We start from the raw sequence: 26665 nt of genomic DNA, 5'->3' as shown, positions 1-26665 counted from the left end.
GAACGGGCCGCTCGCCGCCGCAGCGCCTGCTGACTCATCACCTGCTCTTCGGTCTGATGGCGTCAACAGTTCCCTGTATGAAGGCCTGGAGTTTCCCGACGTCCCCTTCCGTCAACTTGCCGCTGAAATCCGGCATGCCCTGGTCGCGGAATGGACCGTGGAAGAGGATATGCCTCAGATTGGTGATCTCTTCGGCGCTGGCGTAGCCGAGATTGATGATGTTGCCGCCGCGGCCGACGCCAGGCACGCCGTGGCAGGCGACGCAGGCTGCCGCGACATAGATCTCGCCGCCTTCCCTGATGTCCTTCGGATCATACTTCACGCCCTGCAGCAGACCTTCGGTCTGATATTTGACGAACGCTGGCAGCTTCGCCGTGCCGCCGAGTGCGTATGTGTAGATCGTTCCCGGGTTCTGGTACTCGGTCGCGCGGTGCGTCAGGCCGTAGGATCCGCCCCAGCCGACAGCAATCGAGATGTATTGCCTGTCGTCGACCATGTAGGTTGCGGCGGCCGCCACCGCGCCGGTGCCGGTCGGCATTTCCCACAGCTTGGTTCCGTTTGCTGCATCATAAGCGACGAAGCGGCCATCCGCCGTCCCCTGGAAAACCAGGTTGCCGGCGGTGGTCAGCGTCCCGCCGTTCCACGGCGACACGTGCTCGACGCGCCAGACTTCCTTTTGATGCACCGGATCCCAGGCGAGCAGACGTCCGAATGGGGCCGACTTCGGAGGGTTGAAAACGAAACCGATATTCCCGCCCAGCAAGCCGCCGAGCTTGCCCGGCGCAGCAGCATTCTGCGCGAACGACTTTTCCGGCGACAGATTGACCGGGATGTGCTGCGCCGGAAGGTAGACGAGGCCGGTCAGCGGATTGAACGACATCGGCTGCCAATTGTGAGCCCCGTCCGGTCCCGGAATCGACTCGTATTGATCTGCGTCGCGCGCCGCCGGCAGCTCAATCGGCCGTCCGTTGGCGTCGTATCCCGTCGCCCAATTCACATCGACAAAATTCTTCGCCGAGATGAACTTGCCGTTGGTGCGATCGATGACGAAGAAGAAGCCGTTTTTCGGCGCGTGCAGGATCACCTTGCGCGGCACAACGTCGATCTTGATGTCGGCCAGGATCATCGGCTGGGTCGATGTATAGTCCCAATTGTCGCCGGGCGTCTCCTGATAGTGCCAGATATACCGGCCCGTGTCGGCGTTGAGCGCGACGATCGAGCCCAGATAGAGATTGTCGCCACCCGACGGACTGCGAAGCTTGCGATTCCAAGGGCCGCCGTTGCCAGTGCCGACATAGACCATGTTCAGATCGGGATCGAACGTGATCGAGTCCCATGGCGCGCCACCGCCGCCGTTGATCCAATACTTCCCTGAGGGATCCCAGGTCTTCGCCGCGGCTTCCATCGAGGCGTCTTCAAATGGCTTCGATGGATCGCCGGGCACGGTGAACCAGCGCCAGAGCTGATGACCGGTCTCGCTGTCGTAGGCCGTGACGTAGCCGCGCACACCATATTCGGCACCGCTCTGGCCGATCACGACCTTGCCGTTGAAGACGCGCGGCGCGCCGGTGATCGTGTAGGAATGATCGTGATCGATCAGCGTGTCCGTTTCCCAGATCTTGGCCCCGGTCGCTGCATCGAGCGCGATCAGGCGCCCGTCATAGGCGGCTTCGAAGACCTTGCCCTTGTAGAGTGCGAGGCCACGGTGACAGCGTCGCAGCACCCGCGATAGGTCTTTGACCGGTCAACACCCGGATCGAACGACCAGATTTTTATTCCGGTCCGCACGTCAATGGCATGGACCACATTCCAGGGGGCCGACTGATACATGATGCCGTCGACGACGAGGGGCGTTGCCTCGATGCCGCGCGATGATTCCAGATTGTAACTCCAGACGAGCCCGAGATCCCTGACGTTGTCAGTGTTGATCTGATTGAGCTTGCTGAACCGCGTTTCGGCGTAGTCGAGGCCGACGGTCGGCCAATCCCTGGATCTCTTCGTATTGGCTTCAATGAAGTCGCTGTCGACTCTCGAGATATTCGCCTTGATGCGGTCCGGCTTCGCCTCGGTCCCACTCTGCGCCCATGCACTGGAAGGGAGAGAAAGACCCAGGAGAGCAGGAAAGAGAACAAGAACAGCACTGATCTCCCGGAAGGCAATCTGAATCCTGGACCGATTGCTCGACTTTTTTTCAGGCCATTGGCACTCTGTGTTGGATCGTCCCATGCCTCACCTTCCTCCGTGCATGTCGAGACCACGATGCGTGCGCATGCCTGCGCCCGCTTCCGTTGATATGAAGTCTCAAACCTGCCTCGACGGTGCTACTGAAGCATTTCAGTCCTGACATGCCCGATTGCAGTTGTAAGAAAGCGTCCTGCTTGGCCCACCGGCCGACGGCCGTCATCGGCGGAAATCTTTTCAACCCTCGGCAGTCAGGATCGGCCGTTTCGGCTAGCATTTGGTGGCGTGCAAGCATCGGGACGGAATGTCCGTCCTTGAAAGGACATCGCGAACGCCAATCGGACCGGAGTCATCTATGCGATCAGCGACCTTGCCGCCGCCGAGATCATCACCAGCCCGCCGGTGATGACAGCGACATCGAGGATCGCCGTGTGGATATGCACCGGCATGCGTTCGACAAAAGCCTTTGCGAGGAATGCGCCGGGGATCGCAATCGCGCCGATCAGCAGCGCGAAGGCGAGCACCTGTGCGGTGACGGCGCCGGCCAGCCCGAACACCGAGATCTTGATGAGGCCGGTGCCGAGCGAGATCATCGCGTCGGTCGCGATCACGGCGGCGCCTTCGAGACCTGCGGCCATCAGCAGCGAGAGCAGGATCACGCCGGAGCCGGAGGTGCCGCCGACCAGCACGCCATAGCCGACCGAGCCGGCCGCAAGGCCGGTGTCGCCGATCCTGACCTGGCGGCGGCGGAGCACGCGGCGCAGCGGCACGCTGAGGATCAGCATGGAGCCGATCACGAGCGCGGCGCCCGCATTGGTCAGCCGCGTGTAGCCGTAGGCGCCGAGCGCGGTCGTCAGCGCCGCACAGGCGAGCACGATCAGCGCGCGGCGGCGGTCGGCATAGCGCAGATAGGCGAGCGCACGGCTCGAATTGGTGAAGATCGCGGAGATCGCGATGATCGGCACCACGGGCTCGGCGCCGACCAGCGGCACCAGCACGAGCGGCATCAGCGCGCCGGTGCCGTAGCCGGCGAGACCACCGATGATCGAAGCAAACAACGCCATCAACGCGACCAGCAGGAGCTGAAGGATCGAGATGTCGGCGAAGCCTGAGACGATGGTCACGTTCTCTCATCGCGGCTGACGCGTGCCGCTGCTTGATCGGCGATGGAAGCGAGCGCGGCTTCCTCTAGGGGAAAATCCGCCGCAAGCCAAGCGTCCTCGGCAAGCGTCAGCACATGCCCGAGCGCGGGTCCTTCCGCCATGCCGCGGGCGATGAAGTCGGCGGCGCGAAGCGGAAATTTCGGCGCAATCCAGCGCTGCGGCAGCTCGGCGAGCGCACGCCAGCGCGACGATCCGACGTCGCCGCCGGCCCGCGCCCAGCCGAGCAACACGCGATCGTGATAGCGCTCCGCGCCGAGCCGGTAGAGCAACCGTCGCGCATTGGCCTCGTCCTTGGTGGCGAAGCGCCACCAGCGATGCCCCATCGAATCCAGCGCCTTGCTTTCTACATTGGAGAGCCGCAAGCGCGTGGCGACGCGCTTGGCATCTTCGGTCACGGCGACCGTCAGCGCGGCGAGCCGCCGCGTGCTGCTTGCCGGCAAGCCAAGCTCGCCCTCGATCGCGATCATGGCCGACAGCGGCCCGGTATAGACGACGCCTCCGCTCAGCGCTTGCAGCAACCCGCCATCCGCCATCGCGACCGCAGCGTCAGAGGCACCGTGAGCGACCAGCAGCTTCAGCATCTCCATGCGCACCCGCTCGGCCGACAGGCTCGCAAGACCCGCGCGGCCGCGGATGCAGGCGAGATAGCCGTCGCGGTCGGGCTCGCCGGCCCCGAAGGCGGCGTGGATGCGGAAGAAGCGCAGGATGCGCAGGAAATCCTCGGCGATGCGCTGGTCGGGATCGCCGATGAAGCGCACGCGTCGCGCGGCCGCATCCGCGATCCCGCCGACATAGTCGTAGACGACGCCCATCGCATCGGCCGAAAGTCCATTCATGGTGAAGTCGCGGCGCTCGGCGTCCTTCACCCAGTCGCGGCCGAACGCGACCTTGGCCTTGCGGCCGAAGGTCTCGGTGTCCTCGCGCAGCGTCGTGACTTCGTAAGGCGTGCCGTCGATGACCAGCGTGATGGTGCCGTGGTCGATGCCGGTCGGCACGCTCTTGATGCCGGCAGCCTTGGCGCGCCGCATCACCTCGTCGGGCCGCGCCGTGGTCGCGATGTCGATGTCGCCGGGCACGAGACCGAGCAACGCATTGCGCACGGCGCCGCCGACCACGCGCGCTTCCTCGCCGTTGCCGTTGAGCAGCGTCAGGACGCGCGCCGTCCCGCCAGAGGTCAGCCAGGGCGCATTGGCGAGTAACGGCTCTGCGCTCATGGTCCAGCCCCTATTTTTCCACGCCCGGCACGAGCCTGCCGTTCTCGATATGGGCGGGAACGTAGGTCGAGTCCGGTGCGGCGCCGGAGAAATGCGCGAAGCCGATCAGCCCCGCGATGACAAGCACGAGCGCGGCCAGGACAAGGCGCGCGACGACGGTGACCGGCCAGGACGATCGCGCGAACAGGCCGGAGCGGGTGGCGGCCAGGAACAGCGCATAGACGGCAAAGGGGATGAGGAAAATTCCGATCTCGGTCAGAACCGGCCGGATCATGATGAGTAGATCCGCTCATACAGCACACGCAACATTCCGGCCGTCGCACCCCAGATGTAGCGTTCCGCGAACGGCATCGCGTAGTAAAAGCGCTCCATGCCGCGGAATTCCTTGCTGTGCACCTGGTGGTTCACCGGGTTCATCAGGAAGGATAGCGGCACCTCGAAGGCATCATCAACCTCCGAATGGTTGATGGCGAGCTCGAAGCCGGGCCGCACCTTGGCGACCGTCGGCAGGATGCGGAAGCCGAAAGCGGTGCCGTAGAGATCGAGATAGCCGATCGGCTCGACGAAGTCTCTGGACAGGCCGACCTCCTCCTCGGCCTCGCGCAAAGCCGCATCGAGCGGCGAGGCGTCGGTCGCGTCGATCTTGCCGCCGGGGAAAGCGATCTGGCCGGCGTGGTCGTTGAGATGCGCCGAGCGCTGCGTCAGCAGGATGGTCGGCTCGGGACGGTCGACCACGGCGATCAGGACCGCAGCCGGCCGCACCGGCTGCTCGCGCGCGACGATCTCGAGCATCTTGTCGGTGCCGGGATCGCCCGAGGCGGGGATGACGTTCGGATCGTAGAGGCCGGGCGGCACGTCGAAGCCGAGCCTCGCCCGGGATCGGGCGAAGAAATCGGCCGCGCCGATCACGACCGGACCGCTCTTCAGGATAGGCTTGTTCAAAGTGCGGCCCTCACCTGCTCCGCGTCGGCCATGGCGAAGAATTCGCCGGCCGACTCGACGCCGAACATCGGCTGGCCATCGACCATCCGCTCCTCACCCATGTCAACCAGATCGTAGTAGAGCGCGCGGGTAACCTTGGCCCAGAGATCGGCGCGGACATGCAGGTATGGTGTCAGCCCGCCCTCCCTGGCCTGCTCGAAGCGCAGCCGGTGCGCGGCATCGCAGGTGACCCAGTCGTCGACATTGGTGCGGAAGCGGAGCACGCGATGGTTGTCCTCGCCGTCCTGCTGCATCTCGACCGCCATGAACGGCGCGTCGTCGACGCGGATGCCGACCTTCTCCACGGGCGTGACGAGGAAATGCTTGCCGCCCTCGCGCTTCAGGATGGTCGAGAACAGGCGGACCAGGGCGTGTCGTCCGATCGGCGTGCCCATGTAGAACCAAGTACCGTCAGAAGCGATTCGGATGTCGAGATCGCCGCAAAACGGCGGATTCCACAGATGCACCGGCGGCAGGCCCTTCTTGGCGCCTTCGGCATCGGCGGCACTTTTGGCGGCGGCAGTCAGCCCCTCAAGACCTCGATCGGCGCTCTGCCCTTGGTTCGCCATGGTTTGCCCTGACTTTGTCTGTTGGCACGATTGGTGCAGGTTTTACGTTGTACCCGGGTGCGCGGTTCCACACCGGATTAACCCGGTGTGGAGGTCGCCACTTCGTGATGCCCTACATATCCCTAAGCCGATAAGGTGGGGATAGGTTAATTCAACGAATACATGGCCTTCCTGCAAGTCTAGCATAGGGCCCATGTGCGACTTGTGATGATCTGACGACGCAAGCAGGCCGCGTGGCGGACTTTAAGGAGCTGACGGATGGCGGAAAGTGTCGAGAAACTGGAAGACGGAATCGTCCGTTCGGCCGAGCAGGTGTCGAGCCAGATTCGCGCGGCGAAAGACGCAATCGCGTCCGTCATCTTCGGCCAGGATCGGGTGATCGAGAACACGCTCGTCACCATCCTCTCCGGCGGTCATGCGCTGCTGATCGGCGTGCCCGGCCTCGCCAAGACCAAGCTGGTCGAGACGCTCGGCATCACGCTGGGCCTCGACGCCAAGCGCATCCAATTCACGCCCGATTTGATGCCGTCGGACATTCTCGGCGCCGAAGTGCTCGACGAGAGCACCGCCGGCAAGCGCTCCTTCCGCTTCATCTCCGGTCCCGTGTTCGCGCAGCTGCTGATGGCCGACGAGATCAACCGCGCCAGCCCGCGCACGCAGTCGGCGCTGCTCCAGGCGATGCAGGAGCAGCACATCACCGTCGCCGGCGCGCGTCACGACCTGCCGAAGCCGTTCCACGTGCTCGCCACGCAAAACCCGCTCGAGCAGGAAGGCACCTATCCGCTGCCGGAAGCCCAGCTCGACCGCTTCCTGATGGAGATCGACGTCGACTATCCCGATCGCGACGCCGAGCGCCGCATCCTGTTCGAGACCACGGGTGCCGAGGAGACGCTGGCGAAGGGATCGATGAACGCAGATGCGCTGATCACTGCGCAGCGGCTGATCCGCCGTCTGCCGGTCGGCGATTCCGTGGTGGAGGCGATCCTGTCGCTGGTCCGCTCGGCCCGTCCGGGCGAGGAGAGCGGCGAGACCGGCAAGTTCATCGCCTGGGGTCCCGGCCCGCGCGCCAGCCAATCCTTGATGCTCGCCGTGCGCGCACGCGCGCTGATCGACGGACGCCTGGCGCCCTCGATCGACGACGTGCTCGACCTCGCCGAGCCCATATTGAAGCACCGCATGGCGCTGACGTTCCAGGCGCGCGCCGAAGGCCGCACGATTCCGGACGTGATCAAACAATTGAAGGCTCGGATCGGTTGATGGCCGCAGACAACGGGCACACAGCGAAGGAGATCATCGCGATCCGACGTGCCGATGGCGAAAGCCGTACGCTCGCCGCTTCGCTGCCGCGCCTGGTGCTCGAAGCCCGCCGTATCGCCGCCAACGTCATCCACGGCCTGCACGGAAGGCGCCGCGCCGGTTCCGGTGAAAATTTCTGGCAATACCGCCGCTTCGTCTCCGGCGAGCCGGCGCAGAACGTCGACTGGCGCCGCTCGGCGCGCGACGACCATCTCTATGTGCGCGAGCTTGAATGGGAAGCCTCGCACACGGTCTGGATCTGGCCCGATCGCTCGCCCTCGATGGCGTTCGCCTCCAAGACCGCGCGCGAATCCAAGCTCGAGCGGACGCTGATCGTCGCCTTCGCGCTGGCCGAGCTGCTGGTCTCGGGCGGCGAACGCGTCGGCATTCCCGGACTGATGGCGCCGACCGCGAGCCGCAGCGTCATCGACAAGATGGCGCAGGCGATGCTGCATGACGATGCCGACCGGCTGAGCCTGCCGCCGTCCTTCGTGCCTTCCGCGCTCGCCGAGATCATCGTGCTGTCGGATTTCTGGTCGCCGATCGCGGAGATCAAATCCACGCTCGCGGGCCTGTCCGGCTCCGGCGCGCATGGCACGATGGTGCAGGTGGTCGATCCCGCCGAAGAGTCGTTCCCTTATTCCGGCCGCGTCGAGTTCGTCGAGCCCGAGGGCTTCGGCGTGATCACGGCGGGCCGCGCCGAGAGCTGGGCGCAGGACTACACCGCGCGGCTCGCGCTGCACCGCGACCAGATCCGCGCCGAGACCAGCAGACTCAACTGGCTGTTCACGACCCATGCGACCGACCGCTCCGCCGCCGAGCTCTTGCTGTTCCTGCATGCCGGCATGCAGGTGAGCAAATCGGGCACCCGCACCACGACGATCAAGGTGGGGCCGGCCGCATGATGGGATTGCCGCTCGCCTTCACCGAACCGCTGCTCCTGATCGGCCTCGTCAGCCTGCCCGTGCTGTGGTGGCTGCTGCGCGTGATGCCGCCGCGGCCGCGCCGCATCGAGTTTCCGCCGACGCGCCTGCTGTTCGACATCGCACCTCGCGAAGAGACGCCCTCGCGGACGCCGTGGTGGCTGACCGCGCTGCGGCTCCTGGCTGCGGCGCTCGTCATTTTCGCCGCCGCCGGCCCGATCTGGAATCCGCAAACAGGCGCCGCCGGCAGCAAGGCGCCGCTGATGATCATGTTCGACGACGGCTGGAGCGCCGCATCGCACTGGGATGTCAGGGTCAGGGCCGCCGACGAGCTGATCGCCAATGCCGACAACGACCGCCGCGCAATCGCGCTGGTGCCGCTGTCCGAGCCGAACCGCGACATCACCCTGATGCCGGCGGGTGCGGCGCGCGTCGCACTGCGCCAGCTCGCGCCAAAGCCCTACTCGATCGATCGCGTTGAAACCCTGACCGCCATCGACCGCTTCCTGAAGGCCACCGGCGACTGCGAGATCGCCTGGCTGTCAGATGGCGTCGATACCGGCCGTGGCGAGGATTTCGTGCAGGGCCTGGGCAAGACCATCGGAGATCGCAGCTTGACGGTGTTCGAGGGCGGCACGTCCTCCCCGCTGGCGCTCGTCGCCGCCGAGAACGCCGCCGCCAAGATGACGGTGAAGGTGCTGCGCACCGACAGCGGCATCGCCGTCGGCACCGTGCGCGCGCTGGACCAGAAGTCCTCACCGATCGGCGAAGCGCGTTATTCGTTCGGCCCGCAGGACAAGGAAACCGAAGCCTCGTTCGACCTGCCGGTCGAGCTGCGCAACGACATCACGCGGCTCGATATATCGGGCGAGCGTTCGGCCGGCGCGGTGCAGCTGCTCGACAAGCGGTGGCGCCGCCGCGCCATCGGCATCGTCACCGGCACGACCAGCGAGACCGCGCAGCCGCTGCTGGCGCCGACCTTCTACCTGACCCGTGCGCTGGCGCCGTTCGCCGACGTGCGGCTCGCCGACCGGGGCTCGCCGCAGCAGGGCATCACCCAATTCCTCGACCAGAAGCTGCCGATGATCATCCTCGCCGATGTCGGCACCGTCGCTCCTGAAATCCGCGAGCGCCTCAACGCCTGGATCGACCAGGGCGGCGTGCTGGTGCGCTTCGCCGGTCCAAGGCTCGCGCAGGCCGAGGACGATCTCGTGCCGGTCAAGCTGCGCAAGGGCGGCCGCACGCTCGGCGGCAGCCTGACCTGGGAGAAGCCGCAGCATCTCGCCGCCTTCGCGGCGAACGGCCCATTTGCCGGCGTCGCCGTCCCCAAGGACGTCACCGTGAACCGCCAGGTCCTGGCCGAGCCCGACGCGGTGCTCGCCACCAAGAGCTGGGCCTCGCTGGAAGACGGCACGCCGCTCGTCACCGGCGAGCATCGCGGCAAGGGCCTGGTCAGCCTGTTCCACGTCAGCGCTGACATGCGCTGGTCTGACCTGCCGATGTCGGGCACCTTCGTCGAAATGCTGCGCCGGGTCGTCGACATGTCCGGCTACACCGCCAAGCCCGGGCCCGGGGTCGCGGCCGAGGCGAGCACCGAGACGGTGGCGCCGCTGCACATCCTCGACGGCTTCGGCGCGTTCGGCCCGCCACCGGCCACCGCAAAGCCGCTGCCTGCGGATTATCGCGACCGCGCTACGCCTGATCATCCGCCCGGCTTCTATGGTCCGGCAGAAGGACCGCTCGCCGTGAACACGCTCGCCGCTTCCGACCGCATCGCCGCGCTGAACACCGCAGGCCTGCGCGCCCGGCACGCGACCTACACCAATGCCGAGCCGCGCGACCTGCGCGGCTGGCTGCTGTCGACGGCGCTCGCACTGTTCCTGATCGACGCCATCATCGTCGCGGTGCTCGGCGGCGGGATCGCCGCGCTGCTGCGCCGGCGCGCCGCGACAGCCATGATCGTCGTCGGGCTGGCGCTTGCAGGCCTGGTGTCGCTTGCGCCCGCGCCGTCGCGCGCCGATGGCGCGTCCGACGAGTTCGCCATGAAGGCGGTGTCGCAAACCCGCCTCGCCTATGTCGTCACCGGCAATGCCGACGTCGATTCCATCGTCAAGGCCGGCATGTCCGGTCTGACGCAATTCCTTGCGCAGCGCACCGCGCTGGAAGCCGGCGATCCCGTCGGCATCGATCCCGGACGCGACGAGCTCGCCTTCTTCCCGCTGATCTACTGGCCGATCGTGCCGGGCGCGCCCAAGCCGCCGCAGGATGCCATCAACAAGATCGACGCCTACATGAAGCAGGGCGGCACCGTTCTGTTCGACACCCGCGACGCGATCGAAGCGCCGCCCGGCGAGAACGGCGCCGCACAGACCCCGGGCATGCAGACGCTGCGCGAGATCCTGTCGTCGCTCGACGTGCCTGAGCTCGAACCGGTGCCGCGCGAGCACGTGCTGACCAAGACTTTTTATCTGCTGCGCGACTTCCCGGGCCGTTTCAGCACCGGCCAGACCTGGGTCGAGGCCTTGCCGCGCGATGAGGACGACGACAGCGCGCAGCGGCCGGCCCGCGGCGGCGACGGCGTCTCGCCCATCATCATCACCTCGAACGATCTGGCCGGCGCCTGGGCGCAGCGGCTCGACGGTCAGTTCATGCTGCCGATGTCCGGCGGCGACGCCCGCCAGCGCGAATTCGCCTACCGCGCCGGCGCCAACATCGTGATGTACACCCTGACCGGCAACTACAAGGCCGACCAGGTGCACGCACCGGCCCTGATCGAACGGCTGGGGCAATAGGATCGACATGAATTACGGCATTGCGTTCACGCCGCTTGTTCCCACGATCGTCCTGTGGCTCGCGCTCGCCGCGATCGTGGTCGTTGCGCTCGTGCTGCTGGTGGCGCGTGCGCGCGGTGCAGCCGTGCGCGTGGCCGCGCTGGCGCTGTTCCTGCTGGCGCTCGCCAATCCCTCCTTCACCCGCGAGGACCGCGATCCGCTCACCTCGGTCGCCGCCATCGTGGTCGACAAGAGCCCGAGCCAGAATTTCGGCAACCGCAATCGCGAGGCCGCGCAAGCGCAGGAAGCGCTGGTCGACAGCCTGAAGAAGATCAAGGGCCTCGAGGTCCGCGTCGTCGACGCCGGACAGGCCGATGGCGAGACCGACGGCACAAAACTGTTCGGAGCGCTGGCCACCGCGCTGTCGGACGTGCCGGTCGACCGTGTCGCCGGCGCGTTCCTGATCACCGACGGCCGGGTCCACGACATCCCGGCCAACACCGCCGGGCTCGGCTTCCAGGCGCCGGTGCACGCACTGATCACCGGGCAGAAGGACGAGCGCGACCGCCGCATCGCGATCACGGCGGCGCCGCGCTTCGGCATCGTCGGGCAGACCCAGACCATCACCTATCGCCTCGACGACCAGGGCGTCACCGGCGAGCGCGCCAAGGTCACGATCCGCAGGGACGGCGAGGTCCTGGGCGAGCGCACGCTGGGAAGCGGCCAGAGCGCAAGCGTCGACGTCGACATCAAGCATGCCGGGCCGAACATCGTCGAGATCGAGGCCTCGCCGCTCGAGAAAGAGCTGACGCCGGTGAACAACCGCGCCGTCGTCGCCATCGACGGCGTGCGCGACAAGCTGCGCGTGCTGCTGGTCTCGGGCGAGCCGCATTCCGGCGAGCGCACCTGGCGCAACCTGCTGAAGTCCGACGCCAGCGTCGACCTCGTGCACTTCACCATTCTGCGTCCGCCGGAGAAGCAGGACGGCACGCCGATCAACGAGCTGTCGCTGATCGCGTTTCCGACCCGCGAGCTGTTCCAGCAGAAGATCAACGAATTCCAGCTGATCATCTTCGACCGCTATGCCCGCCAGGGCGTGCTGCCGATCGCCTATTTCGACAACATCGCGCGCTATGTCCGCGCGGGCGGCGCGGTGCTGGTCTCGGCCGGCCCGGACTATGCTTCCAACACCAGCATCTGGCGCACGCCGCTGGATTCGGTGCTGCCGGCAGAACCCGTCGGCGTGACCGAAAAGCCGTTCTATGCGCATCTGTCGGAGATCGGCAAACGCCATCCGGTCACGCGCGGCCTCGAAGGCTCCGCGAGCGAACCGCCGCGCTGGAGCCGGTTCTTCCGCACCGTCGACACCCGCAATGCGGTCAACCCGCCGGTGATGACGGGCGTCGACGGCAAGCCGCTCCTGTTCCTCTCGCGCTTCGGCGAGGGCCGCGTCGCGCTCTTGCTCTCCGACCATATCTGGCTGTGGGCGCGCGGCTATGAAGGCGGCGGCCCGCATCTCGATCTCTTGCGGCGGATGTCGCACTGGCTGATGAAGCAGCCTGACCTCGATGAAGAGGCACTGCGCCTCCAGGTGCAGGGCAAGGACCTCGTCGTGGTACGCCAGACCATGTCGGACAGCGTCCAGCCGGTCAGCGTGACCTCGCCGTCGGGCGTGTCGCAGGACCTGACGCTCGCGCCTGCCGATCCCGGCGAGTGGCGCGCCAGCCTGCCGGCCAGCGAGCTCGGCCTGTGGCAGGCGACCGACGGCACGCTGAAGGCGCTGATCAATGTCGGTCCGACCAATCCGAAGGAGTTTTCGGAAGTCACCTCGACGACCGAAACCCTGAAGCCGCTGACGCAGGCGACCGGCGGCAATGCCGTGCGCGTGGTCGACGGCACCAGCGTCGAGCTGCCGCGTATCGTGCCGGTGCGTTCGGCGAGCGTCTTCGCTGGCGATGGCTGGATGGGCGTGCGGATGCGCGACGCCAGCGTCGTGAAGGGCGTCGGGGTGCTACCGATCTTCGCCGGCCTGATCGGCCTGCTGCTGCTGCTCGGCGCGTTTGCCGCGACCTGGGTCCGCGAAGGGCGCTGAACTCCCGAAGCGAGATGAGACTCGCCTAGCACCGCGACGGCGGTGCGTTCCCTCCCCCCTTGCGGGGGAGGGCTAGGGAGAGGGGTGGCCCAGCAAAAGGTGCCGATTGTTAGCGATGCATCGCGTATGATTGCGCGACGGAAAGAGTCCCCGTGCGGCACCCCTCTCCCTGCCCCTCCCCCGCAAGGGGGGAGGGAACGGACAGAGCCCGCTGTTGGCCCAACTCGATTCAACTTCAACCCATCGCGCTCTAGTTGCCCGAACGACACATCGGTTCGGCTGCCTGCGCGCGTTGGTCCGCTCGCTGTTGACATCCGCTGATCGATGCTGCGATGTTACATTATAACATCACGAGATCAGGGGAATTGATCCTCGCGATGTGGGGTGGCTTTTCCAGATGAAGTGGTTCCGGTCGAATATCAGGCACGGCGCCCGGCTCGCGTTGTTCGCGATGCTGGTGCAGTTCGCGTTGACGTTCGGCCACAGCCATTGGTTCGCCCAGGCCACCCCCCTCGCCCTGTCCTCGCTTCAGCAGACCGACAACGGCAAGAGTATCGCTTCGAGTGACCGCGCCGCGGTCCAGAAGCAATCGCCCGCCGGCCCTGACCGGGAGCAGCCGGGCGAGGACAATTGCGCGATCTGCGCCGTCGTCGCGATGGCGGGCACCGTCGTATCCGCGACGCCGCCTGTGCTCCTGCTGCCGCAGGCGATCGAGCTGCTTCAGCTCACCACCGATGCCGAGTTCGTCCATCTGAAATCGGCCGGCACGGCGTTCCAGCCCCGCGCCCCTCCCGCGTCCTGACTCCAGACATCACTTGATCACGCCCGGCTCGCCGCTTTCAGGCGAACGCACGGGAGAAGCTGAAGTCGAATTCCGTCGCGCTGCGACGGCAGGCCGCCTCCGATCAGCACCAAATCTTGCGGACGGCGCCTGACTGGAATCAGGACTATGTCATTTGAATTGCGACGCGCGCAGCGTCTGGGTGGAGCAAGCCTGCTCCTGCTCGGCGCCGCCGCCACATCGGCGCTCGCCCAAGAGCCGGTACAACAGACTGCGCAAGATAAATCGTCGACCGAGATCCCCGCCGTCACCGTGACAGCGCCGAGCCCGATCGTGCGCAGGGTGGTGCCGACCCGCAGCCCGGTCCATGTCGCGCGCACCGGACGGTCGCGCGGCCAGCAACGCACGGCGGAAGCAACGCCGGCGGCGCCAGCGACGGCCGCCACGCCCCAGCAGGGCGTGCTGCCGATCGTGACCAACCAGTTCGCCACCGTCACCGTGGTGCCGAACGAGGAGATCCGCCGCGAGGGCGGCGGCCAGCTCGGCGATCTGCTGTTCTCCAAGCCGGGCATCACCGGCTCGAGCTTTGCGCCCGGCGCCTCCAGCCGGCCGATCATCCGGGGCCTCGACGTCAACCGCGTCGGCATCGTCGAGAACGGCACCAATGCGAACGGCGCATCCGATCTCGGCGAGGATCACTTCGTCCCGATCGATACGCTCGCGACCAACCAGGTCGAAGTGGTGCGCGGGCCGGCCGCCTTGCGCTACGGCTCGACCTCGATCGGCGGCGTCGTCAGCGCGACCAACAACCGGATTCCGGACGCGCTGCCAACCTGCGGTGCCCAGCCGTTCCAGAGTTATGGCATGCCGGTGAAGGCGCCACTCGCAACCGCCGGGACATCGCCCTGCGTCACGGCCGAGACACGTTCCGCGTTCAGCTCGGTCGATCGCGGTGTCGAGAGCGGCGTGCTGCTCGACACCGGCGCCGGCAATTTCGCGTTCCATGCCGACGTCTACGGCCGCAACACGACGGATTACGGCATCCCGAGCTACCCCTATTTGACCGACCAGACCCGGACCATCACAAACGGGCGCCAGCCCAATTCGGCGTCGCGCACGGACGGCGCCTCGATCGGCGGCTCCTACTTCTTCCAGGGCGGCTATATCGGCGCGTCGATCACGCAGAACGACTCGCTCTACCATATCCCCGGCATCGACGGCGCCGACTACAACACCCGGATCGACGCGCACCAGACCAAGATCAACGTCAAGGGCGAGTACCGGCCCGATGCCGCCGCGATCGACACCATTCGCTTCTGGGCTGGCGCCACGGATTATCGACACAACGAGATCGGCCTTGCCGATCCCGCCGATCCCAACACCGACGGTGTGCGGCAGACCTTCACCAACAAGGAGCAGGAGATCCGCACCGAGGTGCAGTTGATGCCGTTCAACGCGCGCTTCGCCGAGGTGACGACGGCGCTGGGCTTTCAGGTCGGCCATCAGGAATTGACCGCGCCGAGCCCTGACAATCCCGGTACGCTGTTCAACGGCCTGTGGGACCCCAACAACAACACCCGCGTTGCCGCTTACGCCTTCAACGAGTTCAAGTTCACGGACGCGACGCGAGCCCAGATCGCCGGCCGCATCGAGCATGTCGAGCTGCACGGCACGACGCCGAACTTCCCGCCGGATTATCTACCCGACGGCACGCCGCAGGTGGGCATCGCACGCAATCCGTCCTTCACGCCGAAGAGCGGCAGCATCGGCCTGTTGCAGGACCTGCCGGGCGGCATGGTCGGCAGCATCACCGCACAATATGTCGAGCGCGCGCCGAAGCCGGCCGAACTGTTCTCGCGCGGTGCGCATGATGCGACCGCGACGTTCGACATCGGCAATCCGAACCTCACGATCGAGACCGCTGAGTCGGTCGAGGTTGGACTGCGCAAGGCGACGGGGCCGTTCCGGTTCGAGGCGACCGTCTACTACACGCATTTCGACAATTTCATCTTTCGCCGCCTCACCGGCGTGATGTGCGACGACAGTTTTGCGTCCTGCGGCACGCCGGGCGCCGAGTTGAACCAGGCCGTCTATTCGCAACGCAATGCCAATTTCCGCGGCGGCGAATTCCAGTCGCAGCTCGACGTCGGCGCATTCCAGGGCGGCATCTGGGGCATCGAGAACCAGTTCGACGTGGTGCGCGCCACCTTCACCGACGGCACCAACGTGCCGCGCATTCCGCCGCTGCGGATAGGCGGCGGCGTGTTCTGGCGCGACGACAACTGGCTGATGCGCGTCAACCTGTTGCACGCTTTCGCGCAGAACAACGTCGCCGTGATCGCGGAGACGCCAACGCCGGGCTACAATCTGCTGAAGGCCGAGGTCAGCTACAGGACCAAGCTCGATCCGCGTCTGTTCGGCGCGCGCGAGATGACGGCCGGCATCGTCGGCAACAATCTCCTCAACGAAAACATCCGCAACTCGGTGTCCTACACCAAGGACGAGGTTCTGATGCCCGGCATCGGCGTGCGGGCGTTCGCCAACTTCAAGTTCTAGTCGCGACTCAGTCGGGGCCTGCGGGCCCCGGCACAGGCGCGTTGAGTGAGCCGTAGCCCGGATGGAGCGGAGCGAATTCCGGGCTACGGGCTGCGCGTCAGCCGCTTCTCGAAGCGCCACTGATCGACGGGGAACGGCCCGTTCGAGGTGTCCGTCATCATCACGAAGGTGCCGGCGTTGCGCCAACCGCTCTTCTCGTAGAACCGCGCAGCGCGCGCGTTGCCGACGGCGCAGGCGAGCCACGCCAGCTCCACGCCGCGCGCGGCAAGGCGGGCCTCTGCGTCGGAGATCAGCGCCGCGGCCACGCCCGCGCCGTGCGCCTTCGGCGATACGAAGAGCTGATACAATTCGTCAGCCCTGACTGCGCAGAAGCCGAGCGGCGCGCCGGCCGGGCCGACGACGCGGATGTCGGGAAGCATGACCGCCAGCCGATCGCGAAAATTCGGGAGCGTGCGAAGGCGGACCAGTTCTGGCGGCGCAAGCGAGGCATGCGACCCATGCCAGGCATCGTGCCACAGCTGAGCGATATGATCGACTTCACCGGCATCAGCGGGCCGCACCTGCATCATGGATACTCCGCAAGAGGTATCGTAGCCCTAGCCTCGCGCCTTGCTCCAGTCGGGCGTTACCTGCCCCGACACGCCCTCGAAAGCGCCGTCGACGAGCTCGAACACCAGGATGCGCGCGGCGTCGACCGGGCCCGGCATGGTGACGCGGCCCTTCGGCACCGGCTTGAAGCCGACACGGCTGTAATAGGGCTCGTCGCCGACCAGCAGCACCAGACGGTGCCCCTTCTCCTTGGCGTCCTTCAGCGCGCGCTCCATCAGGAGACGGCCGATGCCGCGGTCGCGGAACGGCGGCTCGACGGTGAGCGGCCCGAGCAGCAGGGCCTGCGTCTCGCCGACCAGCACCGGCAATTGCCTGACCGAGCCGACCAGCAGCGTGCCGATGCGGGCCGTGAAGGACACATCGAGCAGATGGTCGACGTGCTCGCGAATGCGGTAAGCGCTGAGCACGAAACGGCCGGGGCCGAAGGTGCGCTCGTGCAGCCGTTCGATCGCCTGGGCGTCGCCGGCGGCTTCCGGAAGGATGGTGAGCGAGAGATCGGTCATGTCGGCATGCGTCTTCGAGCGAAGTGGTTTCAGGTTCGCGTCAGGAAAACGCGTCAATGCGAGATGCGGGATAACATCTCAGACGGCCGCGGTCCATCGGCCTCGTGGGCGATAAAACCCTGTGCCGGACCGCGGCTGAGGACGGCCGCGAACAGCAGCGTCCAGAGCGACAGCATCAGGATCGGGATGACATAGTACTGCGTGAAGACCGGATGCGTGGCAAAGAACGCCAGATTCAGCGCGAGATTGCCCGCCACCAGCAACGCGAGTTTCCTGACGCCGCCATGGCCGGCGAAGCGCCACAACAGCGCGGTCCCGACGCAGGCGATCACGATCAACGGGAACTGCGTGTCGCGGAGATAGGCCAACAGCACGGCCGGGTCGAGACTCCGCGGGGCCGTATCCTGGCCGCCATAGGCCGAGACCAGCGGATTGCCTGAGTTGACCAGGTTCGCCGCGAACACCGGCAACAGCCCGACGAGGAACGAAAGGCCGAGCGCGAGTCCTGAAACGAACGTCTCGCGGGTACGCCAGATCAGGAACGACAATCCGAAGAACAGGAAATAGCCGGCCGACAGAACCACGTTGGCGATCCGAAAGCTCGCGGACAGGCCGAGCAGCACGCCGACGGCAGCGACCATCAGCAGGCGGCGCCGGCCTTCATCGACGAACAGTCTTGCGGTGAACAGACCCGCCAGCGCGCAGACGACCATGGTCGGCGCCATCGAATAGCTCGCCTTGGTCGGATTGATCATGAAGTAGATCGAGAGCGCGCCGAGCAACGCGGCGAGCGTCAAGCCGACCTTCTCCTGCGCCCGCCACATGCCGAACAGCGCAAGGCCAGCGACGATCGCGTTGGCCAGCATATAGAGCGGAACGACCTGGAACCCCTCCGGGAACAGCGCCAGCACGAAGCCCGTGCCCGGCGGCGGCGTCATCACCCATTTGCTGCCGTCGGCAGTCTGGGTGTGGCAGGGTGCCCGCGTCGGTTCGTTCCAGTTCGGAAAATCGATACTTCGCAACTTGGCCGCGAGATAGCCGTCGGTTTCACGGGCGAGGCTGGTGTCGAGCCCTTGCCAGCCGAAGCGCTGGAACAGATGCGCCTGCCTGAGATAGCAGATGTCGTCATAGACGCCGCGGCTCTCGCTCCAATGCGAGGTCAGCCTGATGTTGCTGGCCAGAATTGCCAGAAACACAATTGAAAAAAATACTTTGACAGCTCTCATCGGCATTCGCCGGGCGGCCCCCGCAGCTTGAAATGGCCCGCCGCCTGTACAGGAAAAGCACCGGCAAGTATAGCAAAGTGGGGATTCTGGAGGTGAGGCAGACGTGGCCGATACGGGACTGGGCTTGGGTTCAACTGACACGTGCCGCAGCGGTGCTGCCGCACCGCAGCAGGGCTCGTCGCGAGTCCTCATCATCATTCCCTGCTTCAACGAGGAGGCCTCGGTCGGCGGTCTCCTGAGCGAGATCGCAGCAACCGGCCGCGGCTACCACACCCTGGTCGTCGACGACGGCTCGTCGGACGCGACATCCGCGGTGGCAAGCTGCCGCTCGCCGGTCGCCCGCCTCGCGCAGAATCTCGGCATCGGCGGCGCCGTGCAGACCGGCATCAAATACGCGGCGCGTCAGGATTTTGATTTCTGCATCCAGATCGACGGCGACGGGCAGCATGATCCGCGCGCCATCGAGACGCTTCTGGAGGCCTATCGCAACGACCCGACCAACATCACCATCGGAAGCCGCTTCATCGACCATGCCGGTTTCTGCTCCACGCGCATGCGGCGCGCCGGCATCAGGCTGATCGTGCTTGCGCTCAACGGCCTGTTCAGCGGCGGCCGCATCACCGATCCGACCAGCGGCATGCGATTGCTCGACCGTTCCGCCATCGCCTTCTTCGCAAAAGCGTATCCGACGGATTTTCCGGAGCCGATCTCGCTGGCCTGGGCCATGCGCGCAGGCCTCACGGTCAGCGAAGTTCCGGTCGAGATGCGGGCGCGCGAGACCGGCGTCAGCTCGATCGACGGATTGAAGTCGGCGAGCTACATGATCCGGGTGCTCGGTTATATCCTGCTCGCGCGCCTCGTGAGGGCGTCATGACGCCGAGCGTCCCCGTTCCGATTTGTGGTCTCATCATCTCGTCGAACATTCTGAGGAGGCAGCCGTGACAGATGCCCTTCCAAGTCCGGAGACGGTCGTCGTCGTCTCCGCCTTTGCGCTGATCTACATGCTGGTGCTGCTGCGCAAGACGATGCAAGGCAAGTTCGATCTCTACGACTTCCTGATGCTGTCCATGGTGGCGATCATCCCCGCGGGCTTCACGCTGTTTCCGACACTGGCCTATCTCGTCAGCCATCTGACCGGCGTCGTGTTTCCGTTCGTCGTGATGTTCGGCGCCCTGTTCCTGGTGGTGTTCGCGTTCATGCACAACATGACGGCGCGACTGCACCGGCTTGAGCGGCAGAACTGCGCGCTGATCCAGGAGCAGAGCCTGCTGGTGCTGGAGCTGCAGGCGAAGGAGGGCCGTCGGGGCGTCGAGTCATGAGCGCGTAGCCGAGGAAATCCAGCGTCGTCGCGAGGCAAAGACAGGGAGAGCGGGCATGCTGAAGAACGCGAAGGTGGCAACCCGGCTTCCAGCCAAAGACCTCGACCGCGCGCGGGCGTTCTATTCGGAAAAGCTCGGGCTCGAGCCGGTCGAGCAGCGCGAGGGTGGGCTGCGCTACGTCTGCGCGGCCGGCGAGTTTGCGATATTCGTCTCGGCCGGGACGCAATCCGGCACGCACACGCAAATGGGGTGGGAAGTCGAGGATATCGAGGCAACCGTGCGCGAACTTCGCACACGCGGCGTGGCGTTCGAGGACTATGATTTGCCCGGCTTGAAGACCGTCGATGGAATTGCGGAGATCACGGGCAACTATCCGAGCAAGGGTACTGGCGAGCGAGGTGCCTGGTTCCGCGACAGCGAAGGTAACTTGCTGGGGATCGGGCAGCCGGTTCGGGCTTGAGGATTCGGCCGGATCGCTTCAACGCCAAGTCGCGGTCGGCGGCTTGCCGTCCAGCACTTCCGCGAGCCTTTGCCGCGTGCCGTGTGTGGTGCCCTCGGGCAGCGCATTGATCGCGAAGAACCCGCATTCGACGATCTCGTGGTTGGGCTCAGGGACGCGATCCTGCTTGAACTGCCTGACCACATAGACCGCGACGTGGTCGCGGCGGGAGACGTGGCTGTTGAGGAAGATGCCGTGCAGCACCGCGTCACCGGTGAGATCGATGTCCCCTTCCTCCTTGAGCTCGCGCCGCATCGCCTGCTCCATGGTCTCGCCGAGATCGACGCCGCCGCCGGGCAGATACCAGCCGGTGATGTAGCTGTGCCTGACCAGGAACACCCGGTTCTCGGAATCCAGCACCACGGCGCGGACGCCGAGCGTCATGCCGCGGACAAGCAGGAAATAGGCGTGGAAGATTCGCCGCAGCAGCGGTTCGAATGTCCGTCGGACGCTGTTCAGACGATCCCCCATCAGGCTTCCAAGAAAACTCCCAAGAAAACTGCCATGAGGCCCCGGTCCGGGCCCCGCTTGCACAGTTCTCGCGACCTTGCCATTACAGCGGACGAATAGCGAGGCAATCGCGCGCCATGGCCCCCTTCACGCTCGCCCATCTGTCCGACCCGCATCTGCCGCCGTTGCCGAAGCCACGGCTGATCGAGCTCGCGGGCAAGCGCGCGCTCGGCTACGTCAACTGGACGCGCAACCGCCACAAATACCAGCGCCGCGAGGTGCTCGACGCGCTTGTCGCCGACGTCCAGGCGCAGACGCCCGACCACATCGCGGTCACCGGCGATCTCGTCAATCTGGCACTGGAGGCGGAGTTCGCGCCGGCGCGCGCCTGGCTCGACGGCGTCGGTCCGCCCGACCGCGTCACCACCATTCCCGGCAATCACGATGCCTATGTCCGCGCCACCTCTCACCGCTTCGGCGAGACGTTTGCGCCTTATCTCACTGGCGATGACGGCAGTGTCGGCTTTCCGGGCGTACGCCGGCGCGGGCCGCTCGCGCTGATCAGCCTGTCCACGGCGGTGCCGACCCTGCCGCTGATGGCGACGGGCACGCTCGGCCGCGATCAGCTCGCGTCCCTCGAAGCGGTCCTCGACCGCCTCGCCGCCGAGGACGCCTTCCGCGTGCTGCTGGTGCATCATCCCCTGAAGTCCGGCGCGCGCCAGAAACGGATGACCGATGCGGCCGCGCTGCTGGCACTGATCAAGCGTCACGGCGTCGAGCTGATCCTGCACGGGCACGACCACATTCATTCGACCATGTGGTTCGAAGGCCCCAACGGCAACATCCCCGCGGTCGGCGTGCCGTCGGCCTCCGCGCTCGCCCACGGGCGTTACCCGGCGGCAGCGTATAACCTGTTCACGATCGAGAAAGACAATTCCGGCTGGCGCTGCGAGCAGACCGTGCGGGGCCTCGGATCCGGATTTCAGATCCGGCAGATCAAGCAGGCAAGGTTGATCTAGTTCGCCGTCATTGCGAGCGAAGAAATCCAGAGCTTCTCCGCGGAAAGATTCCTGGATTGCTTCGCTGCGCTCGCAATGACGACGGCGAGCGTCTCACCAGCTCCGCAGGGCCGCCAGCACGGCGAGGCCGAACAAGGCGGCCGCGCCGAAAATGAATCCGAACACGAACGGCCAGAGGCGCGAGCGGCGCGGCGGCTCGGCGGCCGCGGGCTTCGGCTCTGATGGCACCACCATGGCGTGCTCGCGCTCGATCATGCGGCGGGCGACGTAGTCCGTCACGGCTTCGACGATCGCTGCGGTGTCGTGCGATTCGGCGAGCACGATACGGCCGAAGCGGGTGTCCTGGACGAAGCGGTACATCCGCTTGTCGCGCCCCATCATGATGTGTGCGACGACATCGATCCAGAGTCTGGGCGTATCGCCCTGGCTGATGCCGCGATCGAACAGGTCGATCTGGTCAGGCACCTGCGCGAACAGGGGATCGAGCGCGTCGTTGAGGATCTCCAGCCGCGCCACCTCCGCGTCGCGCAAATCGACGACCACACCGGTCCGGTCGGCGGCCTCGATCCGTGCGCGCAGCAGCGCGTCGCGCAGCCGCACCGGGCGCGGCTGGCTGGGATGGGTCCCGCTGGTCTCAGGCTCTGACATTGTCGGCCTCGTCCTCGACTTTCCGCCATTAACCTATCAGCAACCAAACGGTCCGCAAAGGGCTCACAATTCCAGAGACTTACGGCGCCCACAGCCGATTGACCTGTACCAAAAACAGACGATCCCACCCGGCTTGCGCCGGATGGGACCCTCCGTCCTTGGACGTCTTCTTAATTAGTCAGGCAGCCGTCAGGCCGAGACCCGCGACGGCTCTTCCACGATCGAGAAGCGGACGCCGGCCTTGTGGCGGTTCTCTTCCGAGACCGAGCGCCAGGCATCCTCGGCTTCCTTGCGGGTCTTGAACGGACCCTGCACCTGGGCGGAGCCTTCCACGAGCTTGTGGAAGTTCATCGAACCGAACTCGCCGCCGATCACCCAGAAATTGCTGCCTTTGGTCATTGTCAGTCTCCTCTTGGATAGCGTGGTGCGTTAGCCGAACTGGTTCATCGTGTTGTGGGCGCCGCCCGCCTTCAGGGCAGCCTCGCCGGCGAAGTATTCCTTGTGGTCGTCGCCGATGTCGGAGCCGGCCATGTTCTGATGCTTGGCGCAGGCGATACCCTGGCGGATCTCGGCGCGCTGCACGTTCTTCACGTAGCCGAGCATGCCCTGGTCGCCGAAATATTCCTTCGCCAGATTGTCGGTCGAGAGCGCCGCCGTGTGGTAGGTCGGCAACGTGATCAGGTGATGGAAGATGCCGGCACGCTTGGCTGAGTCGGCCTGGAAGGTGCGGATGCGCTCGTCGGCTTCCTTCGCCAGCGGCGTGTCGTCGTATTCCGGCTTCATCAGCTCGGCACGGTTGTACTTGCTGACGTCCTGGCCGGCTTCCTTCATCGCGTCGTAGACCTGCCAACGGAAGTTGAGCGTCCAGTTGAACGACGGCGAGTTGTTGTAGGCCAGCTTCGCGTTCGGAACCACCTTGCGGATCCGATCGACCATCTTGGCGATTTGCTCGATATGCGGCTTCTCGGTCTCGATCCAGAGCAGGTCGGCGCCGTTCTGCAGCGAGGTGATGCTGTCGAGCACGCAGCGGTCTTCGCCAGTACCGGGACGGAACTGGTAGAGATTGGAAGGCAGCCGCTTCGGACGCATCATCTTGCCGTTGCGGTTGATGATGACATCACCGTTGCGGGCGTTCTCCGGCGTGATTTCCTCGCAATCGAGGAAGCTGTTGTACTGATCGCCGAGGTCGCCGGGCTTGTGGCTGACGGCAATCTGCTGCGTCAGGCCGGCGCCGAGCGAGTCGGTACGGGTCACGACGACACCGTCTTCGATGCCGAGCTCGAGGAAGGCGTGGCGGCAGGCGCGGATCTTCGCCAGGAACACCTCGTGCGGCACGGTGACCTTGCCGTCCTGGTGACCGCACTGCTTCTCGTCCGAGACCTGGTTCTCGATCTGGAGCGCGCAGGCGCCCGCTTCGATCATCTTCTTGGCGAGCAGATAGGTCGCCTCCGCGTTGCCGAAGCCCGCGTCGATGTCGGCGATGACGGGCACGACATGGGTCTGGAAGTTGTCGATCTTCTCGATCAGCTCCTTCTCCCTGGTCTTGTCGCCTTCCTTGCGCGCCTTATCGAGGCTGCGGAAGATGTCGTTCAGCTCACGCGAGTCGGCCTGGCGCAGGAAGGTATAGAGCTCTTCGATCAGCGCGGGCACCGAGGTCTTCTCGTGCATCGACTGGTCGGGCAGCGGGCCGAATTCGGAGCGCAGCGCCGCGATCATCCAGCCGGACAGGTACAGATAGGTGCGATCGGTCTTGCCGCCGAAGTGCTTCTTGACCGAGATCAGCTTCTGCTGGGCGATGAAACCGTGCCAGCAGCCCAGTGACTGCGTGTACTTGGTCGGATCGTTGTCATAGGCCGCCATGTCGGTCCGCATCAGCGCCGCGGTGTAGCGGGCGATGTCCAGACCGGTCTTGAAGCGGTTCTGCAGGCGCATGCGCGCGACGGCCTCGGCGGACACCCCGTTCCAGGTCGGCTGGGTCTTGAGGAGCGCCTGGGCTGCCTCGATCTCGCTCTGATACGAGGCCGGGCTCTGCAGGGCGTTGATGCCACGGGGCTGGTAATTCATCTGCTCGATCCTTTCGCTGATGACAACTCAACTTGTCATCGACATTTTTGACAGTGCATTGCGAAATGCGTGTCATGAGCTAAACGCCAGAAAGCGAAGTTCGTACAGGGGCCTTGTATTCGAATGGTGATGTCATGTAACATCAGAACATGTAATAGATGTTATTTTGTAAATCTTGTAAAGAATATAGGTCAATAAGCCTGTCCTTGATGCGCTTCTCGTACCCTTGGGAGATCTGAAAATGCCCGCCGTCTCGGGGAAAAAGCTGTTCGTCGGCCCGCGCTTCCGGCGGATCCGGCAGCAATTGGGGCTGTCGCAGACCCAGATCGCCGAGGGGCTCGGGATCTCGCCGAGCTATGTCAACCTGATCGAGCGCAACCAGCGCCCGGTGACGGCGCAGATCCTGCTGCGGCTGGCCGAGACCTATGACCTCGACCTGCGCGACCTCGCGACCGCCGACGAGGACCGCTTCTTCGCCGAGCTGAACGAGATCTTCTCCGATCCGCTGTTCCGCCAGATCGACGTTCCCAAGCAGGAACTGCGCGACCTTGCCGAACTCTGTCCCGGCGTCACCCATGCGCTGCAACGGCTCTATGCCGCCTATGCCGAGGCCCGCCAGGGCGAGACCTTGGCCGCGGCGCACATGGCCGACCGCGACGTCGGCACGCGCTATGAGGCCAATCCCGTCGAGCGCGTGCGCGAGCTGATCGAGGCCAACCGCAATTATTTTCCGGAGCTGGAACAGGCCGCGGAGACGCTTCGCGACGAACTGAACGTGCCGGCCGAAGGGCTCTATGCCGCGCTCGCCGCACGCCTGCGCGAAAAGCATTCGATCCAGACCCGCATCATGCCGGTCGACGTGATGCGCGAGACGCTCAGGCGTTTCGACCGCCATCGCCGCCAGCTCCTGATCTCCGAGCTGGTCGATCCGCCCGGCCGCGCGTTCCAGCTCGCCTTCCAGCTCGGCCTGGGCGAATGCGCGCAAGCCCTGGAGACCATCATCGGCCGCGCCGGCCCGCTCGACGACGCGCCACGCCGCCTGTTCCGCATCACGCTCGCCAACTATTTTGCGGCGGCCGTGATGATGCCATACCCGGCCTTCCTCGCCGCGGCGGAGGCCTTGAACTACGACATCCACGTGCTGGCGCAGCGCTTCAATTCCGGCTTCGAGCAGGTCTGCCATCGCCTCACCACGCTGCAACGGCCGAACGCGCGCGGCATTCCGTTCTTCCTGCTGCGCGTCGACAATGCCGGCAACGTGTCGAAACGCTTCTCCTCCGGCACGTTCCCGTTCTCGAAATTCGGCGGCACCTGTCCGTTGTGGAACGTGCACTCGACTTTCGACACGCCGGATCGCCTGTTGAAGCAGGTGATCGAGCTCTCCGACGGCACGCGCTATTTCTCGATCGCGCAGATGGTGCGACGCCCCGTCGCGCCGCATCCGCTGCCGCAGCCGCGCTTCGCCATCGGCCTCGGCTGCGAGATCCGTCACGCCGCCCGCCTCGTCTACGCCTCCGGCCTGGATTTGGAGAAAACGGAGGGCACGCCGATCGGCGTCAACTGCCGCCTCTGCGAACGCGAAAACTGCGCCCAGCGCGCCGAGCCGCCGATCACGCGCACGCTGATTTTGGATGAGACGACAAGGCGGGTGTCGAGTTTCGCGTTCTCGAATGCACGGGAGCTGTGAGGGGGCTCCGGTGTCATGCCCCGCGAAGGCGGGGCATCCAGTACGCCGCGGCCCATCGGCTCCATCACTGCTGTCACGGAGTACTGGATCGCCCGCCTTCGCGGGCGATGACAG

The 26665-nt window shown here is 65.6% G+C and carries 23 protein-coding genes and 1 pseudogene; 11 read left to right on the top strand and 13 right to left on the bottom strand.

Annotated elements, in window-relative coordinates; genetic code table 11:
* Nucleotides 1–37: 37 nt before the first annotated feature.
* From AB7535_RS02975 to AB7535_RS02950, 6 genes and pseudogenes are all read right to left on the bottom strand, one after another.
* Nucleotides 38–2112: pseudogene (locus tag AB7535_RS02975) on the bottom strand (PQQ-dependent dehydrogenase, methanol/ethanol family).
* A 422-nt stretch (nucleotides 2113–2534) separates the two neighbouring features.
* Nucleotides 2535–3305 (bottom strand): sulfite exporter TauE/SafE family protein, encoded by a 771-nt coding sequence (locus tag AB7535_RS02970; protein ID WP_028158256.1) that lies wholly within the window; start codon nucleotides 3303–3305, stop codon nucleotides 2535–2537.
* Nucleotides 3302–4558 (bottom strand): CCA tRNA nucleotidyltransferase, encoded by a 1257-nt coding sequence (locus AB7535_RS02965; RefSeq protein WP_085402508.1) that lies wholly within the window; start codon nucleotides 4556–4558, stop codon nucleotides 3302–3304. The genes AB7535_RS02970 and AB7535_RS02965 overlap by 4 nt, the downstream gene beginning before the upstream one ends.
* A 10-nt stretch (nucleotides 4559–4568) precedes the next feature.
* Nucleotides 4569–4832, bottom strand: a complete 264-nt coding sequence (locus AB7535_RS02960; RefSeq protein ID WP_014497409.1) for a DUF6111 family protein — start codon at nucleotides 4830–4832, stop codon at nucleotides 4569–4571.
* Nucleotides 4829–5500: a CoA pyrophosphatase gene (locus AB7535_RS02955; RefSeq protein ID WP_085402507.1), complete on the bottom strand. Its 672-nt coding sequence runs from the start codon at nucleotides 5498–5500 to the stop codon at nucleotides 4829–4831. Before AB7535_RS02955 ends, AB7535_RS02960 begins: the two co-directional genes overlap by 4 nt.
* Nucleotides 5497–6108 (bottom strand): DUF1285 domain-containing protein, encoded by a 612-nt coding sequence (locus AB7535_RS02950; RefSeq protein ID WP_085402506.1) that lies wholly within the window; start codon nucleotides 6106–6108, stop codon nucleotides 5497–5499. The genes AB7535_RS02955 and AB7535_RS02950 overlap by 4 nt, the downstream gene beginning before the upstream one ends.
* Before the next feature lie 258 nt (nucleotides 6109–6366).
* Here AB7535_RS02950 and AB7535_RS02945 point away from each other — a divergent pair, with 258 nt between their 5' ends.
* The 6 genes from AB7535_RS02945 (at nucleotide 6367) to AB7535_RS02920 (ending at nucleotide 16527) form a co-directional block, all read left to right on the top strand.
* Nucleotides 6367–7365 (top strand): AAA family ATPase, encoded by a 999-nt coding sequence (locus AB7535_RS02945; protein ID WP_071916189.1) that lies wholly within the window; start codon nucleotides 6367–6369, stop codon nucleotides 7363–7365.
* Nucleotides 7365–8309 carry a DUF58 domain-containing protein gene (locus tag AB7535_RS02940; RefSeq protein WP_063985164.1) on the top strand — a complete coding sequence of 315 codons (945 nt, stop codon included), beginning with the start codon at nucleotides 7365–7367 and terminating at the stop codon, nucleotides 8307–8309. The genes AB7535_RS02945 and AB7535_RS02940 overlap by 1 nt, the downstream gene beginning before the upstream one ends.
* Entirely contained in the window at nucleotides 8306–11119 is a 2814-nt protein-coding gene (locus tag AB7535_RS02935) for a DUF4159 domain-containing protein (protein WP_063985165.1), read from the top strand. The genes AB7535_RS02940 and AB7535_RS02935 overlap by 4 nt, the downstream gene beginning before the upstream one ends.
* A gap of 7 nt (nucleotides 11120–11126) precedes the next feature.
* Nucleotides 11127–13190, top strand: a complete 2064-nt coding sequence (locus tag AB7535_RS02930) for a hypothetical protein (RefSeq protein WP_085402504.1) — start codon at nucleotides 11127–11129, stop codon at nucleotides 13188–13190.
* 397 nt (nucleotides 13191–13587) lie between these two features.
* Nucleotides 13588–13992 (top strand): DUF2946 domain-containing protein, encoded by a 405-nt coding sequence (locus AB7535_RS02925; protein ID WP_085402503.1) that lies wholly within the window; start codon nucleotides 13588–13590, stop codon nucleotides 13990–13992.
* Between the two features lie 147 nt (nucleotides 13993–14139).
* Nucleotides 14140–16527, top strand: coding sequence for a TonB-dependent receptor (locus AB7535_RS02920; protein WP_439037219.1), 2388 nt, complete (start codon nucleotides 14140–14142; stop codon nucleotides 16525–16527).
* A gap of 83 nt (nucleotides 16528–16610) precedes the next feature.
* On the opposite strand, the gene AB7535_RS02915 is transcribed toward AB7535_RS02920, so the two are convergent.
* The 3 genes from AB7535_RS02915 to AB7535_RS02905 are packed head-to-tail and all read right to left on the bottom strand — an operon-like array spanning nucleotide 16611 to nucleotide 18865.
* Nucleotides 16611–17093, bottom strand: coding sequence for a GNAT family N-acetyltransferase (locus tag AB7535_RS02915; protein WP_085402584.1), 483 nt, complete (start codon nucleotides 17091–17093; stop codon nucleotides 16611–16613).
* Between the two features lie 30 nt (nucleotides 17094–17123).
* Nucleotides 17124–17639, bottom strand: a complete 516-nt coding sequence (locus AB7535_RS02910) for a GNAT family N-acetyltransferase (protein ID WP_085402583.1) — start codon at nucleotides 17637–17639, stop codon at nucleotides 17124–17126.
* A 53-nt stretch (nucleotides 17640–17692) separates the two neighbouring features.
* Nucleotides 17693–18865 (bottom strand): hypothetical protein, encoded by a 1173-nt coding sequence (locus AB7535_RS02905; protein WP_245344171.1) that lies wholly within the window; start codon nucleotides 18863–18865, stop codon nucleotides 17693–17695.
* 124 nt (nucleotides 18866–18989) lie between these two features.
* Here AB7535_RS02905 and AB7535_RS02900 point away from each other — a divergent pair, with 124 nt between their 5' ends.
* The 3 genes from AB7535_RS02900 (at nucleotide 18990) to AB7535_RS02890 (ending at nucleotide 20644) form a co-directional block, all read left to right on the top strand.
* Nucleotides 18990–19739: a glycosyltransferase family 2 protein gene (locus tag AB7535_RS02900; protein WP_354080068.1), complete on the top strand. Its 750-nt coding sequence runs from the start codon at nucleotides 18990–18992 to the stop codon at nucleotides 19737–19739.
* A 64-nt stretch (nucleotides 19740–19803) separates the two neighbouring features.
* Nucleotides 19804–20184: a DUF2304 domain-containing protein gene (locus AB7535_RS02895; RefSeq protein WP_085402499.1), complete on the top strand. Its 381-nt coding sequence runs from the start codon at nucleotides 19804–19806 to the stop codon at nucleotides 20182–20184.
* Nucleotides 20185–20239: 55 nt separating this feature from the next.
* Complete coding sequence (locus AB7535_RS02890) at nucleotides 20240–20644, top strand: VOC family protein (RefSeq protein WP_085402498.1); 405 nt, start codon at nucleotides 20240–20242, stop codon at nucleotides 20642–20644.
* An 18-nt stretch (nucleotides 20645–20662) separates the two neighbouring features.
* Here the strand turns inward: AB7535_RS02890 and AB7535_RS02885 are convergent, their stop codons facing one another.
* A complete protein-coding gene (locus tag AB7535_RS02885) occupies nucleotides 20663–21154 on the bottom strand; it encodes an NUDIX domain-containing protein (protein WP_085402497.1) in 492 nt (163 codons plus the stop codon).
* Between the two features lie 116 nt (nucleotides 21155–21270).
* Between AB7535_RS02885 and AB7535_RS02880 the strand changes: the two genes are divergently transcribed.
* A complete protein-coding gene (locus AB7535_RS02880) occupies nucleotides 21271–22152 on the top strand; it encodes a metallophosphoesterase family protein (protein ID WP_071916197.1) in 882 nt (293 codons plus the stop codon).
* Nucleotides 22153–22245: 93 nt separating this feature from the next.
* Here the strand turns inward: AB7535_RS02880 and AB7535_RS02875 are convergent, their stop codons facing one another.
* From AB7535_RS02875 to AB7535_RS02865, 3 genes are all read right to left on the bottom strand, one after another.
* Nucleotides 22246–22800, bottom strand: coding sequence for a hypothetical protein (locus tag AB7535_RS02875; RefSeq protein WP_085402496.1), 555 nt, complete (start codon nucleotides 22798–22800; stop codon nucleotides 22246–22248).
* Between the two features lie 189 nt (nucleotides 22801–22989).
* On the bottom strand, nucleotides 22990–23199 hold the full coding sequence (locus AB7535_RS02870) for a DUF4170 domain-containing protein (RefSeq protein ID WP_008137787.1): 210 nt from the start codon (nucleotides 23197–23199) through the stop codon (nucleotides 22990–22992).
* 30 nt (nucleotides 23200–23229) lie between these two features.
* Nucleotides 23230–24864: an isocitrate lyase gene (locus AB7535_RS02865; RefSeq protein WP_085402495.1), complete on the bottom strand. Its 1635-nt coding sequence runs from the start codon at nucleotides 24862–24864 to the stop codon at nucleotides 23230–23232.
* A gap of 241 nt (nucleotides 24865–25105) precedes the next feature.
* Between AB7535_RS02865 and AB7535_RS02860 the strand changes: the two genes are divergently transcribed.
* A complete protein-coding gene (locus AB7535_RS02860) occupies nucleotides 25106–26551 on the top strand; it encodes a helix-turn-helix domain-containing protein (protein ID WP_071916200.1) in 1446 nt (481 codons plus the stop codon).
* The last annotated feature ends 114 nt before the right edge of the window (nucleotides 26552–26665 follow it).

It is taken from the genome of Bradyrhizobium sp. 956_D2_N1_4, assembly GCF_052076025.1.
Taxonomy (GTDB): domain Bacteria; phylum Pseudomonadota; class Alphaproteobacteria; order Rhizobiales; family Xanthobacteraceae; genus Bradyrhizobium; species Bradyrhizobium barranii.
Note: the sequence above shows the minus strand (reverse complement) of the source record. Positions and strands in the feature narration are given on the sequence as shown.

Bases quoted from the DNA above. Each gene is read 5' to 3' on its own strand.
- AB7535_RS02890 (WP_085402498.1), top strand. From the start codon at position 20,240: ATGCTGAAGAACGCGAAGGTGGCAACCCGGCTTCCAGCCAAAGACCTC.
- AB7535_RS02925 (WP_085402503.1), top strand. From the start codon at position 13,588: ATGAAGTGGTTCCGGTCGAATATCAGGCACGGCGCCCGGCTCGCGTTG.
- AB7535_RS02885 (WP_085402497.1), bottom strand. From the start codon at position 21,154: ATGGGGGATCGTCTGAACAGCGTCCGACGGACATTCGAACCGCTGCTG.
- AB7535_RS02915 (WP_085402584.1), bottom strand. From the start codon at position 17,093: ATGCAGGTGCGGCCCGCTGATGCCGGTGAAGTCGATCATATCGCTCAG.
- AB7535_RS02935 (WP_063985165.1), top strand. From the start codon at position 8,306: ATGATGGGATTGCCGCTCGCCTTCACCGAACCGCTGCTCCTGATCGGC.
- AB7535_RS02965 (WP_085402508.1), bottom strand. From the start codon at position 4,558: ATGAGCGCAGAGCCGTTACTCGCCAATGCGCCCTGGCTGACCTCTGGC.
- AB7535_RS02870 (WP_008137787.1), bottom strand. From the start codon at position 23,199: ATGACCAAAGGCAGCAATTTCTGGGTGATCGGCGGCGAGTTCGGTTCG.
- AB7535_RS02945 (WP_071916189.1), top strand. From the start codon at position 6,367: ATGGCGGAAAGTGTCGAGAAACTGGAAGACGGAATCGTCCGTTCGGCC.
- AB7535_RS02920 (WP_439037219.1), top strand. From the start codon at position 14,140: ATGTCATTTGAATTGCGACGCGCGCAGCGTCTGGGTGGAGCAAGCCTG.
- AB7535_RS02930 (WP_085402504.1), top strand. From the start codon at position 11,127: ATGAATTACGGCATTGCGTTCACGCCGCTTGTTCCCACGATCGTCCTG.
- AB7535_RS02940 (WP_063985164.1), top strand. From the start codon at position 7,365: ATGGCCGCAGACAACGGGCACACAGCGAAGGAGATCATCGCGATCCGA.
- AB7535_RS02880 (WP_071916197.1), top strand. From the start codon at position 21,271: ATGGCCCCCTTCACGCTCGCCCATCTGTCCGACCCGCATCTGCCGCCG.
- AB7535_RS02860 (WP_071916200.1), top strand. From the start codon at position 25,106: ATGCCCGCCGTCTCGGGGAAAAAGCTGTTCGTCGGCCCGCGCTTCCGG.
- AB7535_RS02905 (WP_245344171.1), bottom strand. From the start codon at position 18,865: ATGAGAGCTGTCAAAGTATTTTTTTCAATTGTGTTTCTGGCAATTCTG.
- AB7535_RS02960 (WP_014497409.1), bottom strand. From the start codon at position 4,832: ATGATCCGGCCGGTTCTGACCGAGATCGGAATTTTCCTCATCCCCTTT.
- AB7535_RS02910 (WP_085402583.1), bottom strand. From the start codon at position 17,639: ATGACCGATCTCTCGCTCACCATCCTTCCGGAAGCCGCCGGCGACGCC.
- AB7535_RS02865 (WP_085402495.1), bottom strand. From the start codon at position 24,864: ATGAATTACCAGCCCCGTGGCATCAACGCCCTGCAGAGCCCGGCCTCG.
- AB7535_RS02950 (WP_085402506.1), bottom strand. From the start codon at position 6,108: ATGGCGAACCAAGGGCAGAGCGCCGATCGAGGTCTTGAGGGGCTGACT.
- AB7535_RS02875 (WP_085402496.1), bottom strand. From the start codon at position 22,800: ATGTCAGAGCCTGAGACCAGCGGGACCCATCCCAGCCAGCCGCGCCCG.